This window comes from Mesorhizobium sp. M2A.F.Ca.ET.037.01.1.1 (genome assembly GCF_003998075.1).
Classification (GTDB): Bacteria; Pseudomonadota; Alphaproteobacteria; order Rhizobiales; family Rhizobiaceae; genus Mesorhizobium.
Genome location: NZ_RZSA01000040.1, coordinates 1 through 13,879, shown reverse-complemented (window position 1 = coordinate 13,879; position 13,879 = coordinate 1). Strand labels below are relative to the sequence as shown.

Genomic DNA, 13,879 nt, shown 5'->3' with positions numbered 1-13,879 from the left:
CTTTCCGGCGGCCACCGCCACGCCCTGGCGCTGGCCGCCGGAAAGCGTCTCCACCGCCTGGCTGATGTTCTGGATGGTCATCAGGCCGAGCTCGGTCAGCTTGTCGCGGGCGCGCTTTTCCATCGCCGGACGATCGAGCATCCGGAACCAGCTGCCGAGCGGGCCCGGCTTTCGGATCTCGCGGCCAAGGAACATGTTGTCGGCGATCGACAGCGCCGGCGACAGAGCGAGGTTCTGATAGACGGTCTCGATGCCGGCCTCGCGCGCCTCGATGGGCGAGCGGAACAGCACCTGCTTGCCGTCGAGCTCGATCGTCCCCTCGTCGGGGATCACCGCGCCCGAGATCGCCTTGATCAGCGTCGACTTGCCGGCGCCGTTGTCGCCGATCACCGCCAGGATCTCGCCCGGATAGAGATCGAAGTCGCAGCTGTTGAGCGCCGTCACGCGGCCGTAGCGCTTGGTGAGACCGCGCGCGGTAAGAACAGGCACTTGGCTCATGATTACACCGAAACCTTTCTGATCCACTGGTCGACCGCGACGGCGCCGATGATCAGCACGCCGGTGAGCAGCACTTTCCATTGCGGGTCGGCGCCCAGCATGTTGAGACCCATCGAGACGACGCCGACGATCATGGCGCCGAACAGCGTGCCGAGGATTGAGCCGCGGCCGCCAAAGAGCGAGATGCCGCCGATCACCGTGGCGGTGATGGCCTGCAGATTGTAGTCGGTGACGGCTGCGGACGGCGAGATCGAGCCATTGCGGCCGATCGAGACCCAGGCGGCGAAGGCGGCGATCAGGCCTGCAAGTGTGTAGACGGCCATCAGCACCTTCTTGGTCTGGATGCCGGAAAGCTTGGCCGCCTCGGGGTCGTCGCCGACGGCATAGACATGGCGCCCCCAGGCGGTGTGGTTCAGCACATACCAGAGCAACATCACCAGCAGCACCATGGCGATGACGCCGGCCGTCAGGACTGCGGAACCGACCCGGAAGCTCAGCGCGAAGAAGTGCAGCAGTGGCGCCTGGGCGTCGACGTCGGCGTCGCGGATCGTCTCATTGGCCGAATAGATGAAATTCGTCGCCATGACGATGTTCCAGGTGCCGAGCGTGACGATGAAGGGCGGCAGCTTCATGTAGGCGACGAGCAGGCCGTTGAGCAGGCCGCAGGCCGCGCCGGCGGCAAGCCCGAGCAGCACGGCCAGGATGGTCGGCATGCCGTAGGTGATGGCGCAATTTCCCATGATCACGGCCGAGATCACCATGATCACGCCGATCGAAAGGTCGATGCCGGCGGTCAGGATGACCAGCGTCTGGGCGGCGCCCAGGATGCCGACGATGGCGATCTGCTGCAGGATCAGCGTCAACGTGTAGGACGAAAAGAAGCGGCCGCCGATGGCGACACCGAAGATGATGATCGACAGCACCAGCACGATCAGCGGCACCGCCGCCGGCGTGGAATGCAGGAAATGCTGGGCGCGCTTCACAAACGATTTGCCGTGCTCCTCGAAGGCGGCGACGTTGGTATCGCTGCCCGAGAGAACCTTCTCGAATTCCTGGATTTGGGACATATCTCCTCCCGTCTCACGGAACTTCGTTGGCTCCGTGCCGCGTTTACGCATTCCGGTCTGTCGCCGGGCTTATCAGCGCTTACGAAAATGCATCGTCCACCCGATGCGGCCGGGGATCAAGTCCCCAGCCGCGAGGTTTGTGCGCTCAGGCGGGCATCAGCCCCAGCACTTGGCGAGGCCTTCCTTGGTGTCGATGGACTTCACGCCGTTGGCCGGCTTGTCGGTCACGAGGTTGACGCCGGTGTCGAAGAAGTTCTTACCTTCGGTCGGCTTCGGCTTGGTGCCGTCCTTGGCGTAATTGGCGATGGCCTCGATGCCGAGCGCGGCCATCTGCAGCGGATATTGCTGCGAGGTGGCGCCGATCACGCCTTCGGTGACCGACTTCACGCCTGGGCAACCGCCGTCGACCGAGACGATCAGCACCTGCTTTTCGAGACCGACGGCCTTGAGCGCCTGATAGGCACCCACGGCGGCGGGCTCGTTGATGGTGTGGATGACGTTGATGGTGTTGTCCTTCTGAAGAAGGTTCTCCATCGCCTTGCGGCCGCCTTCCTCGTTGCCGTTGGTGACGTCATGGCCGACGATGCGCGGATCGTCCTCGTCGCCGATCTTGTTGGCATCCTTCACGTCGATGCCGTAGCCCATCATGAAGCCCTGGTCGCGCAGAACGTCGACGGTCGGCTGCGAGGGGGTGAGGTCGAGGAAGCCGATCTTGGCGTCCTTGGCCTTGTCGCCAAGCGTGGCGGCGGCCCAGGCGCCGATCAGCTTGCCGGCTTCGAGGTTGTCGGTGGCGAAGGTGGCGTCGGCGGCATCGATCGGATCGAGCGGCGTGTCGAGCGCGATGACCAGCAGCCCGGCGTCACGCGCCTTCTTCACCGTCGGCACGATGCCCTTGGTGTCGGACGCGGTAATCAGGATACCCTTCGCGCCGTCAGCGATGCAGCTTTCGATCGCCGCCACCTGGCTTTCGCTGTCGCCGTCGATCTTGCCGGCATAGGTCTTGAGGTCGACGCCAAGCTCCTTGGCCTTGGCGGTCGCGCCCTCCTTCATCTTGACAAAGAAGGGGTTGGTGTCGGTCTTGGTGATCAGGCAGGCGCCGACGCCGGCGGCCGATGCCGACGAAGCGAACGCCATCAGGCCCAAGCCTGCGGCCGCAAACACGGTAGACTTCAGCAGTGATTTCTTGGTCACGATTTCCTCCCAATGGAACTGTTGCGGACACCGGCCACCCGGCGTCCCAAGCGCATCCACCTTTTCTCCCAGCGTGGACACATCTCAAAAAACACCAGGACAGAACGGCTGTCAATAATTAAATCACTCTTATTTATTATTGACACTCTTGCGTCGTTCACTCATTCTGAACGAAAAGCATCGCGGGGAAACAAACGGGAGGAACAGGGTGGAGACCGGCATTGCGAGGCACGGTTCGCCCGAGGCTTTGGAGAGTCGGCTGCATCGCGGCACCAACCAAAGCGGCATGCGCGACCACAATGAACGGTTGGTGCTGTCCCTGGTGCGCCAGCACGGCAGCCTGGCCAAATCCGATATCGCGCGCATGACCGGGCTGTCGGCGCAGACGGTGTCGGTGATCATGCGCGAGCTCGAGGAAGACAAGCTGCTGGTGCGCCAGGCGCCGCTGCGCGGCAAGATCGGCCAACCTTCGATTCCGATGGCGCTCAATACGGAAGGCGCTTTTTTCATCGGCCTCAAGATCGGTCGCCGCAGCGCCGAGCTGGTGCTGATCGACTTTCTCGGCAATGTGCGCGCCATGCTGCAGCATTCCTACCGCTATCCCGCGCCGCGCGAGACCGTCGAATTCGTCACCGCCGGCATCAAGACGATGCGCGGCGAGCTGACGCCGGCGCAGGACAAGCGCATCGCCGGACTCGGCATCGCCATGCCGTTCGAGCTGTGGAACTGGGCCGACACGGCCGGCGCGCCGCGCGACGTCATGGATGAATGGCGCCATCGCGACATACGCGCCGACATCCAGGCGCAGTGCGAGTTCCCCGTCTACCTGCAGAACGACGCGACCTCGGCCTGCGGCGCCGAGCTTGTTTTCGGCCAGGCGGGCGCGGCGCGCGACTTCGTCTATTTTTATATCGGCGCCTTTGCCGGCGGCGGCATCGTGCTCAACGGGCGCCTTTACAGCGGGCCGAAGGGGAACGCCGGCGCGCTCGGATCGATGCCGGTGCCGGGGCCGGACGGCAAGCCGACGCAGCTCATCGACGTCGCCTCGATTGCAATGCTGGAGAAGGCGCTTTCCGCCAAGGGCATCGACGGCTCCTATCTTTGGACCTCGCCGCAGGAATGGGGCGACATCGGCCCCGAGCTCGACGAGTGGATCGTCAGCGCCTCGCGCGCGCTTGCCTATGCCATCGTTGCGGCTTCGTCGGTCATCGATTTCGAAGCGGCGGTGATCGACGGCTGGATGCCGCTCGATGTGCGGCGCCGTCTTGTCGAGGCGATCCGGCAAGCCATCTCCGGCATCGATGCCGAGGGACTGAAGCTGCCCTTCGTGCGCGAGGGCACCGTTGGCATCCATGCGCGGGCGCTGGGCGGCGCCAGCCTGCCGCTTTCCGAGCGTTTCCTGGTCAGACCGAACACGACCGGAGGCGCCTGACCATGCTGATCGGCATCCCCTCGCTGCTCGGGCCGCAGTTCCTGGCAACGCTCAGGGCGATGGGCCATGGCGACGAGATCGCGATCGTCGACGGCAATTATCCGGCCGAGGAACAGGCGCGCCGGCTGATCCGCGTGGATGGCCATCACGTCATCCCAGTGCTTGACGCCGTGCTCAGCGTGCTGCCGGTGGATGAGGCGGTGCCGGAAGCGCTGTTCCGCGCCTCGGTTAAGGGCGACCCGGCACTGGCCAACCCTGTGCATCGCGAGATGGAAGCGGTTTGCGCCAGACGCGCGCCGGGCCACAAGGTGGTTGCGCTGGCCGGACCTGACTTCTATGCACGCGTCAAGGCCGCGCATGCGATCGTCGCGACCAGCGAACCCAGGCTCTTTGCCAACATCATCATCCGCAAGGGCGTGATTGATCCGCCGGAGACCAAGACGACATGATCCTTTGCTGTGGCGAAGCCCTGATCGACATGCTGCCGCGCATCACCACGGAAGGCGAAGCCGCCTTCGCCCCCTATGTTGGCGGCGCGGTGTTCAACTCCGCGATCGCGCTTGGACGGCTGGGCGCCCCGGCCGGCTTCTTCTCCGGCCTCTCCTCTGACCTGTTCGGCGGCCAGTTCCGCGACGCGCTCGGCGCCAGCAAGGTGAGCTCCACCTATGCGCATACGTCCCCTCGTCCGACGACGCTCGCCTTCGTGCGGCTCACCAACGGCCAGGCGACCTACACCTTCTATGACGAGAACACCGCCGGGCGCATGCTGACCATCGAGGACCTGCCGAAGCTCGGCGCCGAGATCGAGGCGATGCTGTTCGGCGCCATCAGCCTGATCTCGGAGCCTGCCGGATCGGCCTATGAGGAGTTCATGCGGCGCGAGCACGAAAGCCGCGTGATGATGCTCGATCCCAACATCCGGCCGAATTTCATCCCGGACAAGCCCAAGCACCTGCGGCGCATCCGCGAGATGATGGCGATGGCGGACATCGTCAAACTCTCCGACGAGGACCTCAAATGGTTCGACGAGGCGGGCTCGCATGAGGATGTCGTGCGCAACTGGCTGGATCGCGGACCGAAGCTGATCGTCGTCACCCACGGCAGCGAAGGCGCGGTCGGCTACAGCAAGGCGCATAAGGTCACGATCATGCCGCAGAAGGTCAAGGTGGTCGATACGGTCGGCGCGGGCGATACGTTCAATGCCGGCATCCTGGCCTCGCTGCATGAGCAGGGTCTGCTCACCAAGGCGGCGATCGGCAGCCTGTCCGAAGACGCCATCCGCAAGGCGCTGGAACTCGGCGCCAGGGCGGCGGCGGTAACGGTGTCGCGGGCCGGCGCCAACCCGCCATGGCGGCACGAAATCGCCTGATCCGTTGCCGGATCGCCCTTCCCGGCCGATCACTTTATGTTTCCCGATAACGGGGCGCCGCGACAAGGGAGGCCGCAAGCGCCTCGCAAAGCATGGATTTCCGGCTTTTTCGGGCGTTGCACCGGCAAAAGCGGTAACAGGCTGCGACACATAGGCAATTCGCCCTCGCCGTGGTCGGCTTTCTCAACCGCGCCAAGTCTGATACCAGCGGGCCGATTTTATTGGCATTCGAGGCCGACATGCAGTTCATCGATCTTGGCGCGCAGCGCGAACGAATCCGCGACCGGCTGAAGGTCGCGATCGACCACGTCGTCGAGGACGGCCGCTATATCCTGGGACCCCAGGTCACCGAATTCGAGAACAAGCTCGCTGCCTATATCGGCGTCAAGCATGTGGTCGCCTGCGCCAACGGCACCGATGCGCTGCTTCTGCCGCTGTTTGCCGCCGGCATCGGCCCGGGCGACGCGGTGTTCGTACCGAGCTTCACCTTCGCCGCGACCGCCGAAGTGGTGGCGTTGGCCAAGGCCGAGCCGGTCTTCGTCGACGTAGACCCTGATAGCTACAACATCGACATCGCCAGCCTCGAAGCGGCGATCGAGATGATCAGGAAGGAAGGCCGCCTCAAGCCGAAGGCGATCATCCCCGTCGACCTGTTCGGCCTTGCCGCCGACTATGAGGCGATCATGGCGATCGCCAAGCGCGAGAACCTTCTCGTGATCGAGGACGCCGCGCAGTCGATGGGCGGTTCCGCCGACGTCCAGGCGATCGGCGGTTCCGCCGACGCCAAGATGTGCGGCGCCTTCGGCCATGTCGGCTCGACCAGCTTTTATCCGGCCAAGCCACTTGGCTGCTACGGCGATGGCGGCGCGATGTTCACCAATGACGGTGCGATGGCCGACAAGCTTCGTTCCTTCGCCTTCCACGGCAAGGGCGAGACGCAATATGACAATGTCCGCGTCGGCATCAATTCGCGCCTCGACACGCTGCAGGCGGCGATCCTGATCGAGAAGCTCGCCATCCTCGAAGAAGAGATGGTGGCCCGCCAGGTGGTCGCAGACCGCTATGCCAAGGGCCTCGGCGACATCGTCAAGGCGTCGCGCAATCTGGGCCACGGCCGCTCGGCCTGGGCGCAATACGCGATCGAGACGCCGAAGCGCGACGGGCTTAAAGCTCATCTCGGCGAAAAGGGCATCCCTTCGGTGATCTATTATGTGAAGCCGTTGCATGAGCAGGTGGCCTACAAGGACTATCCCCGCACGCCGACCGGCCTTGCCGTCTCCGAAACGCTGCCGAAGCAGATCCTCTGCCTGCCGATGCACGCCTATCTCAGCGAAGCCGACCAGGACCGCGTCATCGAGACGATCCGCAATTACATCGGATCGAACTCGGCGCATGTCGCGGCGGCCTGAAAGGTCCGCGCAAAGCCCCCCTCTCTGCCCTGCCGGGCATCTCCCCCTCAAGGGGGGAGATCAGATGTCACGCGGGCTTTCGCCAACCTTCAACGTTGAAGAATGCGCTGAGCGCTGAAGCTGCCAATCTCCCCCCTTGAGGGGGAGATGTCCGGCAGGACAGAGAGGGGGGTCTCGCGCCAGCGTCTACATTTGGCAACGCTGCGACTACGCGCCCTTCCCGCTCGCAATAAAATGCGGGTTGGCGAAATCGCTGTCAGTCGCCTGGTTGCGCTTGCCGTAGACGAGCGGCTGGCCGTCCAAAGTGTGCGTCATGCCACCCGCGGCGCGCAGCACTGCGTCACCCGCGGCCGTGTCCCACTCCATGGTGCGGCCGAAGCGCGGATAGACGTCCGCCTCCGCCGCGGCGAGCAGGCAGAATTTCAATGACGAGCCGATCGAGACAATCTCGGCGGGACCGAGGTCGCGGATGAAGGCGTCGGTTTCAGGCGTGTTGTGCGAACGGCTGGCGACGACGGCGAGTGGCGTGCCCCCTGCCCGCACGGTGATCGGCCGGCGGCCGGTAATGCGATAATCGGCATCGACCTCCAGCGCCTCAGCCTTGCCAGGCCGTCCAATGAAGAAGCGCCCGGTGCAGGGCGCGTAGACAACGCCCACTTCCGGAACGCCATGGCGCACCAGCGCGATGTTGACGGTGAAATCGGTGCGGCGGTTGACGAATTCCTTAGTGCCGTCGAGCGGATCGATCAGGAAGAAGGCGCCGTCGAGGTCGGGCGTGGCGATGCCCGCCGCCACCTCTTCCTCGGCCACGCATGGGATATCCGGATAGGCGGCGCGCAGGCCGGCAAGAATGATCTTCTCGCTCTCGCGGTCGGCTTCCGTCACCGGCGAAGAGTCCGCCTTGCTGTCGACGGCGCAGCCTTCGTGAAAGACGCGCATCACCTCGCGCCCCGCTTCCAGCGCCAGGCGCTCGAAGACGCCCAGCATCGCGTCGTCGTCAGATACCGCCGCCATTGTCATACTGCTCCTCGGCAATGTCGCGCTCGATCAGCCAGTGTTCGAGGGCTTCCGCCATCTCCTGCGGACTCCTGCCGAGGGTCTGAAGATGAATTTCCGGATTCTCAGGTGCCTCATAGGGAGAATCGACACCGGTGAAGTTCTTGATCTCACCGCTCAGGGCGCGTGCGTAAAGGCCCTTCGGGTCACGCCTTGCGCATTCCTCGAACGGCGTATCGACGAACACCTCGACGAACTCGCCCTCGGCCATCAGCTCGCGCGCCATGCGGCGCTCGGCGCTGAATGGCGAAATGAAGGAGACGATGACAATCAGCCCGGCATCGGCCATCAGCTTGGCCACTTCGGCGACGCGGCGGATGTTTTCGACGCGGTCGGCGTCGGTGAAGCCGAGATCGCGATTCAACCCGTGGCGGACATTGTCGCCGTCGAGGATGTAGGTGTGACGACCGGAGGCGAAAAGCTTCTTCTCGAACAGGTTGGCGATGGTCGACTTGCCGGAACCGGAGAGCCCGGTGAACCAGAACACCGCCGGGCGCTGGTTCTTCAGGTCGGAACGGCCGCGCTTGCCGACGTCGAGCGACTGCCAGTGGATGTTTTCCGCGCGCCGCAGCGAATGCAGGATCATGCCGGCGCCGACGGTGGCGTTGGTGATGCGATCGATCAGGATGAAGGCGCCGGTGGTGCGGTTCTCGGCGAAGGGATCGAAGGCGATCGGCGCGCGGGTCGAGAGATTGCAGACGCCGACCTCGTTGATGTCGAGCGACTTCGCCGCCTCATGCGCGAAATCGTTGACGTTGACCCGGTATTTGAGGTCGGTGACGGTGGCGCTGACCTGATCGGTCTCCGTGCGCAGGATGTAGGAGCGGCCGGGCAGCAGCGCCTGCTCGTCGAACCACACGATGTTGGCGGCGAACTGGTCGGCGACCTGCGGCCGTGCCGCCGGCGACACCAGCATGTTGCCGCGCGACACCTCGACTTCATCCTCGAGGACCAGCGTGATCGCCTGGCCGGCGACCGCCTGATCGAGATCGCCGCCCTGCGCGACGATGCGCTTGACCCGGGACGCCCTGCCGGACTTGGCGACGACGACCTCGTCGCCCTGCGAAACCGTCCCCGACGCAATGGTGCCGGCGAAGCCGCGGAAATCGAGGTTCGGACGGTTCACATATTGGACGGGAAAGCGGAACGGCAATTCGACCACCGCCTCGTCGACCGACACGGTTTCCAGATGCTCGATGAGCGACGGACCGGAATACCAGGGCGTGCGCTCCGAGCGGCTGGTGACGTTGTCGCCGAAGCGCGCCGACATAGGGATTGGCACAACGCTGACGAAGCCGAGTTGTTTTGCGAACTCGCGATAGTCGGCGACGATCTGGTCGAACGCAGCTTTGTCGAAGCCGATAAGGTCGATCTTGTTGACCGCCAGCACGATGTGACGGATGCCGAGCAGCGAGGCGATGATCGAATGACGCCGGGTCTGGCGCAGCACGCCCTGGCGGGCATCGATCAGCACGATGGCAAGATCCGCGGTCGAGGCGCCCGTCGCCATGTTGCGCGTGTATTGCTCATGGCCGGGCGTGTCCGCGACGATGAATTTGCGCTTCGGCGTGGCGAAGAAGCGGTAGGCGACGTCGATGGTGATGCCCTGCTCGCGCTCCGCCTCCAGCCCGTCGACCAGCAGCGCGTAGTCGATATCGTCGCCGGTGGTGCCGTGCTTGCGCGAATCCTTCTCCAGTGCCGCCAGCTGGTCCTCGAAGATCTGCTTGGTGTCGGAGAGCAGGCGGCCGATGAGCGTCGACTTGCCGTCATCGACGGAGCCGCAGGTGAGGAAGCGCAGCAGCGACTTCTTCTCCTGCGCGGCCATATAGTCGCGGATAGAAGCGGTCGGGGCGAGGCTCTTGGCCATGATGTGGCGCATGATCAGAAATAACCCTCGCGCTTCTTCTTTTCCATCGAACCCGCCTCGTCGCGGTCGATGAGGCGGCCCTGGCGCTCGGAGGTGCGGGCGGTCAGCATCTCGCCGACGATGGCCTCTAGCGTGTCGGCTTCCGATTCGATGGCGCCGGTCAGCGGGTAACAGCCCAGTGTACGGAAGCGCACCAGCCGGTTCTCGATCGCCTCGCCGGGACGCAGCTGCATGCGGTCGTCATCCTTCATGATCAGCATGCCGTCGCGCTCGACCACCGGCCGTTCCTTGGCGAAATAGAGCGGCACGATCGGGATGTTCTCCTGCAGGATGTACTGCCAGATGTCGAGCTCGGTCCAGTTGGACAGCGGAAAGACGCGGATCGACTCGCCCGGCGCGATGCGGGTGTTGAAGATCTTCCACATTTCCGGCCGCTGGTTCTTGGGGTCCCAGGAATGCTGCGCGTTGCGGAAGGAGAAGATGCGCTCCTTGGCGCGCGACTTCTCCTCGTCGCGGCGGGCGCCGCCGAAGGCCGCATCGAAACCGTATTTGTCGAGCGCCTGGCGCAGCGCCACCGTCTTCATCACATGGGTATGGGTGTTGGAGCCATGGTCGAAGGGATTGATGCCGTCGCGCACGCCATCCTCGTTGACATGGACCAGCAGGTCGAAGCCGAGCTTCTGCGCCATCTGGTCGCGAAAGGCGATCATCTCGCGGAACTTCCAGGTGGTGTCGACATGCAGGAACGGGAAAGGCGGCTTGGCGGGATAGAAGGCCTTCATCGCCAGATGCATCAGCACCGAGGAATCCTTGCCGACCGAATAGAGCATCACCGGCTTGGAGAAGGAGGCCGCAACCTCACGGAAGATGTGGATGGATTCGGCCTCGAGCCGCTGCAGATGCGTGAGCGCGATATTCATGGACTGTCGAGCGTTCTCTCGTGCCGTCGAGCGGAAATCTTGCATTGCAGGCGCAATTCCATGCCGCCCGGGCGCAAATCTCACTTGGACAAACTGTTTCGTGCGGGCGTTCTAACAGATCGGCGCCGTTCATAACAATGCGGGACGCGCCGGACGCACGATGATTAGGGAACGAATTTTCCAAGCGAGGCCGAGAAAGCGGAAAATCCTGCCAGGGCGCAACGCGGAAGCAGGGAGAGGACCGTAAGTTCCGATGCGGCCGCTCCGAACCAAGGATTTCTGTCGGAACATCGTCAACCGGCCTATCGCGGAACGACGCCAGCAGCTATATGGGCTCGGGGAACGGGCAAGGCGCGGCAAACGGGTACGTCCAGCCAGCCATCAGCTGGTATCACGGATCCGGGCGCAACCTGGAAACTGCGAAGCAAGCATTTGAACCCGTTTACAAAGCTCCGGCGCCAGCTCACGCCCGCACAGATCAATTTCTATTTCTCGATCGTCTGCTTTTTTTCGGCGCCGGTGCTCGGCTCGCTCGTCAGCATCACCTTCAATGCCGGCGGCGTGTGGTCGGCAATGCTGCTGGCCGCGAAGCGGCGGCGCTTCAACATCGACGGGCCGATGCTCGCCTTGACCGCGGCGATCTACGCCTATTGCGCGGCCATGGTTCTCGCTTCGATCGTCAATGGCACGCTGGCCGCCGATCTGCGGTTCTTCCTGCCGCTGATCACCTTCCTGCTTTTCCCGATCTCCTATTCGACCTGGAGCATTACCGAGAAGACCGCGCTGGCACGCATCGCCGTTCTGGCCAGCGCCGCGGCCTGTTTCGGCGCGTTGGCGATCGCCATCGTCCAGTATCACTGGCTGGGCACGAGGGCCGAGGGCGGGGCCGGAAACGCGATCGTCTTCGCAACCGTTACCTGCCTTGCCGTCATGCTATGCCTCGCCGGCGCGCTGTCAGGCATCGAGAAACGCTCGAAGCTGCTGGTCCTGGCGGCGATCGCCGGAACGATTGCGATCGTCTATTCCGGGTCACGCATGATCTGGGTGGCGGTGCCGATTGCCGGTATCGTCGTGCTTCTCGTCAACCGCCGTCGGTTCACCAACGCCAGCATGGCGCGCTTGGCAGTGATCGGCGTCGTGGTAGCCCTGGCGATCGCCGCCATCGGCTCTCGCGCCATCATGGATCGAGCCGACTTCCTGGTCAGCGACTGGGATGCGCTGAACGCCAATGGCGATCATTCGACGGCGCTCGGCCTGCGCGTGGCAATGTGGGAGATCGGCCTTGCCGCGGTTCGCGAGATGCCGATTTTCGGCCATGGCATCACGGCCAGCCGCGCCCTGATGAAGCAGGGTTTTCATGAGCAGTTCGGTCTGAGCGCGGGCTTCAGCCATTTTCACAACGGCTTCCTGACCGCGATGGTCGAAGCCGGGCTGCTCGGGGGGCTGGCGCTAGCCTCGATTTTCATCGTTGCCGCATGGAACGCGGCAAGGACGCTGCGCCTCAGCGTCGATCCGGTGGAGCGGTTCGGCGCGACGATGGTCCTTGTCGCGGTCATCACCTATCTCATCGGCGGAATGGCCGGCATCCTCGTCGGCCACGACATTCTCGACGCGACGCTGATGGTGTTCCTGGTTTCCGGAACCTACCTTGCGTCCGGGCGGACGGTGGCGCCGACCGGCAAAGACGCGCCTGCGGTGGCGCCGGGCGCCAGCCGGCAACCATGAAGGTCCTGGTCACCGGCGCGACAGGCTTCATCGGGCGCCGGGTCGTCGGCCGGTTGCGCCAAGCCGGATTCGACATACGGACCGCTTCGCACCTGCCGCAGCGGCTGGCAGGCGCGGACGATGCCGTCGCGCTGCCCGGCGCCGATGCGCCCCAGGAAGCCTATCTGGCGTTGATGCGCGACGTGACGCATGTCGTCCACTGCGCGGCGCTCAACAATGATCGCGGCGCCGGCGAGGCCGACTTGCGGGCTGTCAACGCGACACTGACCGGGCGGCTCGCCCAGGCGGCCGCCAAGCGCGCCGAAGGGCGCTTCATCTATCTCTCCTCGATCCGCGCCGTCGTGGCGGCCGATTTCAGCGGCACGATCGACGCGGCCACGCCCCCTGCCCCGCGATGCGCCTATGGGCGTTCCAAGCGCGAAGGCGAAATCGCAATGCTGGAGGCTTTTGCGACCGCCGGACATGCGGGCGCGACGGCGCTGCGGCTGCCGCTGGTCTATGGCGAAGGCATGAAGGGAAATCTGCGCGGGCTGATGCGTCTCGCAGCCACCGGCCTGCCGCTGCCCGCAGCCGCCTTGACCGCGGTTCGTTCGCTGGTCTCGCATGACGCGGTGGCTGGCGCCGTGACGCATCTCCTGGCCCGTCCGACGCCGCCGCGCCCCACCTATGTGCTGGGCGATGCCTCGCCCGTCGCTATGGCCGAAATCATCACCGCGTTCCGGCGCGGATACGGCCGGCCAGCCCGGCTGGTGCCCATGCCGGCCTGGCCGTTCCGGCTGCTGGCGACGCTCAGTGGCCGACAAGCGTCGTGGCAGGCTTTGGTGGCGACGCAGGTCTGCGATTCGTCGCTGCTGGCCTCGGAAGGCTGGATGCCGGAAGCCGACACGCTCGGCCGGCTCGAGGAACTGGCGCGGCAGGCCGGTTAATTCCAGCGCAGGCGGTTTCCGCCCAAACCAGGAGCGTTTCATCGTTTCGGCGTCACGCTCTATGCGCGGTAGAACGTGCCCAGCAATATCCTGATATCCAGGCGAATCGTGGCAGCCTGGACGTAGGCCGCGTCGGTCTCGGCGCAGCGTTTTGGATCCGACATGTCGATCCCCTTGATCTGCGCCAGCCCGGTTATGCCCGGAAGTGCGGCAAGCACGCCCAGTTGCTTGCGCCGTTCGATCAGTTCCGTCTGCGTCGGCAGGCACGGACGCGGTCCCACCAGGCTCATCTCGCCCTTGAGCACGTTCCAGAGCTGCGGCAACTCGTCGATCTTGGTTGCGCGCAGCACCTTGCCCACCGCGGTGACCGAATTGGCCGGCGCCTGGTGGGTCGGCAAGGAGGGGGTGTCGCGACGCAT

Annotated in this window: 13 protein-coding genes; 6 read left to right on the top strand and 7 right to left on the bottom strand. The window is 64.6% G+C overall.

Annotated elements, in window-relative coordinates; all coding sequences use genetic code 11:
* The 3 genes from EOA27_RS03910 to EOA27_RS03900 all read right to left on the bottom strand — a co-directional run.
* On the bottom strand, positions 1-498 hold a 498-nt coding region (locus tag EOA27_RS03910), incomplete at its 3' end, for an ATP-binding cassette domain-containing protein (protein ID WP_145970257.1).
* A gap of 2 nt (positions 499-500) precedes the next feature.
* Entirely contained in the window at positions 501-1,565 is a 1,065-nt protein-coding gene (locus EOA27_RS03905) for an ABC transporter permease (RefSeq protein WP_041005280.1), read from the bottom strand.
* Between the two features lie 156 nt (positions 1,566-1,721).
* Complete coding sequence (locus EOA27_RS03900; protein WP_189343327.1) at positions 1,722-2,699, bottom strand: sugar ABC transporter substrate-binding protein; 978 nt, start codon at positions 2,697-2,699, stop codon at positions 1,722-1,724.
* Between the two features lie 265 nt (positions 2,700-2,964).
* Here EOA27_RS03900 and EOA27_RS03895 point away from each other — a divergent pair, with 265 nt between their 5' ends.
* The 4 genes from EOA27_RS03895 (at position 2,965) to EOA27_RS03880 (ending at position 6,966) form a co-directional block, all read left to right on the top strand.
* Entirely contained in the window at positions 2,965-4,188 is a 1,224-nt protein-coding gene (locus EOA27_RS03895) for an ROK family transcriptional regulator (RefSeq protein ID WP_126078424.1), read from the top strand.
* 2 nt (positions 4,189-4,190) lie between these two features.
* Positions 4,191-4,637 (top strand): RbsD/FucU domain-containing protein, encoded by a 447-nt coding sequence (locus tag EOA27_RS03890; RefSeq protein WP_127255509.1) that lies wholly within the window; start codon positions 4,191-4,193, stop codon positions 4,635-4,637.
* Positions 4,634-5,557: a carbohydrate kinase gene (locus tag EOA27_RS03885; RefSeq protein ID WP_126078426.1), complete on the top strand. Its 924-nt coding sequence runs from the start codon at positions 4,634-4,636 to the stop codon at positions 5,555-5,557. The genes EOA27_RS03890 and EOA27_RS03885 overlap by 4 nt, the downstream gene beginning before the upstream one ends.
* Before the next feature lie 239 nt (positions 5,558-5,796).
* A complete protein-coding gene (locus EOA27_RS03880; protein ID WP_127255511.1) occupies positions 5,797-6,966 on the top strand; it encodes a DegT/DnrJ/EryC1/StrS aminotransferase family protein in 1,170 nt (389 codons plus the stop codon).
* A 207-nt stretch (positions 6,967-7,173) separates the two neighbouring features.
* Here EOA27_RS03880 and cysQ read toward each other — a convergent pair whose 3' ends face one another.
* The 3 genes from cysQ to cysD are packed head-to-tail and all read right to left on the bottom strand — an operon-like array spanning position 7,174 to position 10,809.
* Positions 7,174-7,953, bottom strand: a complete 780-nt coding sequence (cysQ, locus tag EOA27_RS03875) for a 3'(2'),5'-bisphosphate nucleotidase CysQ (RefSeq protein WP_189343328.1) — start codon at positions 7,951-7,953, stop codon at positions 7,174-7,176.
* Between the two features lie 10 nt (positions 7,954-7,963).
* Positions 7,964-9,901: a sulfate adenylyltransferase subunit CysN gene (gene cysN / locus EOA27_RS03870; RefSeq protein WP_145965158.1), complete on the bottom strand. Its 1,938-nt coding sequence runs from the start codon at positions 9,899-9,901 to the stop codon at positions 7,964-7,966.
* 2 nt (positions 9,902-9,903) lie between these two features.
* Positions 9,904-10,809, bottom strand: coding sequence for a sulfate adenylyltransferase subunit CysD (cysD, locus tag EOA27_RS03865; RefSeq protein WP_245463223.1), 906 nt, complete (start codon positions 10,807-10,809; stop codon positions 9,904-9,906).
* Positions 10,810-11,241: 432 nt separating this feature from the next.
* On the opposite strand from cysD, the gene EOA27_RS03860 reads away from it, so the two are divergent.
* Positions 11,242-12,534, top strand: coding sequence for an O-antigen ligase family protein (locus EOA27_RS03860; RefSeq protein WP_126078431.1), 1,293 nt, complete (start codon positions 11,242-11,244; stop codon positions 12,532-12,534).
* Positions 12,531-13,460: an NAD-dependent epimerase/dehydratase family protein gene (locus EOA27_RS03855; protein ID WP_127255507.1), complete on the top strand. Its 930-nt coding sequence runs from the start codon at positions 12,531-12,533 to the stop codon at positions 13,458-13,460. Before EOA27_RS03860 ends, EOA27_RS03855 begins: the two co-directional genes overlap by 4 nt.
* 59 nt (positions 13,461-13,519) lie before the next feature.
* On the opposite strand, the gene EOA27_RS03850 is transcribed toward EOA27_RS03855, so the two are convergent.
* The coding region (locus EOA27_RS03850; protein WP_145970256.1) for a sugar transferase at positions 13,520-13,879 on the bottom strand (360 nt) is incomplete at its 5' end.

Excerpts from the sequence above, each read along its gene's own strand:
- cysN (WP_145965158.1), bottom strand. The coding sequence starts at position 9,901 with ATGCGCCACATCATGGCCAAGAGCCTCGCCCCGACCGCTTCTATCCGC.
- EOA27_RS03855 (WP_127255507.1), top strand. The coding sequence starts at position 12,531 with ATGAAGGTCCTGGTCACCGGCGCGACAGGCTTCATCGGGCGCCGGGTC.
- cysD (WP_245463223.1), bottom strand. The coding sequence starts at position 10,809 with ATGAATATCGCGCTCACGCATCTGCAGCGGCTCGAGGCCGAATCCATC.
- EOA27_RS03905 (WP_041005280.1), bottom strand. The coding sequence starts at position 1,565 with ATGTCCCAAATCCAGGAATTCGAGAAGGTTCTCTCGGGCAGCGATACC.
- EOA27_RS03885 (WP_126078426.1), top strand. The coding sequence starts at position 4,634 with ATGATCCTTTGCTGTGGCGAAGCCCTGATCGACATGCTGCCGCGCATC.
- EOA27_RS03900 (WP_189343327.1), bottom strand. The coding sequence starts at position 2,699 with ATGGCGTTCGCTTCGTCGGCATCGGCCGCCGGCGTCGGCGCCTGCCTG.
- EOA27_RS03880 (WP_127255511.1), top strand. The coding sequence starts at position 5,797 with ATGCAGTTCATCGATCTTGGCGCGCAGCGCGAACGAATCCGCGACCGG.
- cysQ (WP_189343328.1), bottom strand. The coding sequence starts at position 7,953 with ATGCTGGGCGTCTTCGAGCGCCTGGCGCTGGAAGCGGGGCGCGAGGTG.
- EOA27_RS03890 (WP_127255509.1), top strand. The coding sequence starts at position 4,191 with ATGCTGATCGGCATCCCCTCGCTGCTCGGGCCGCAGTTCCTGGCAACG.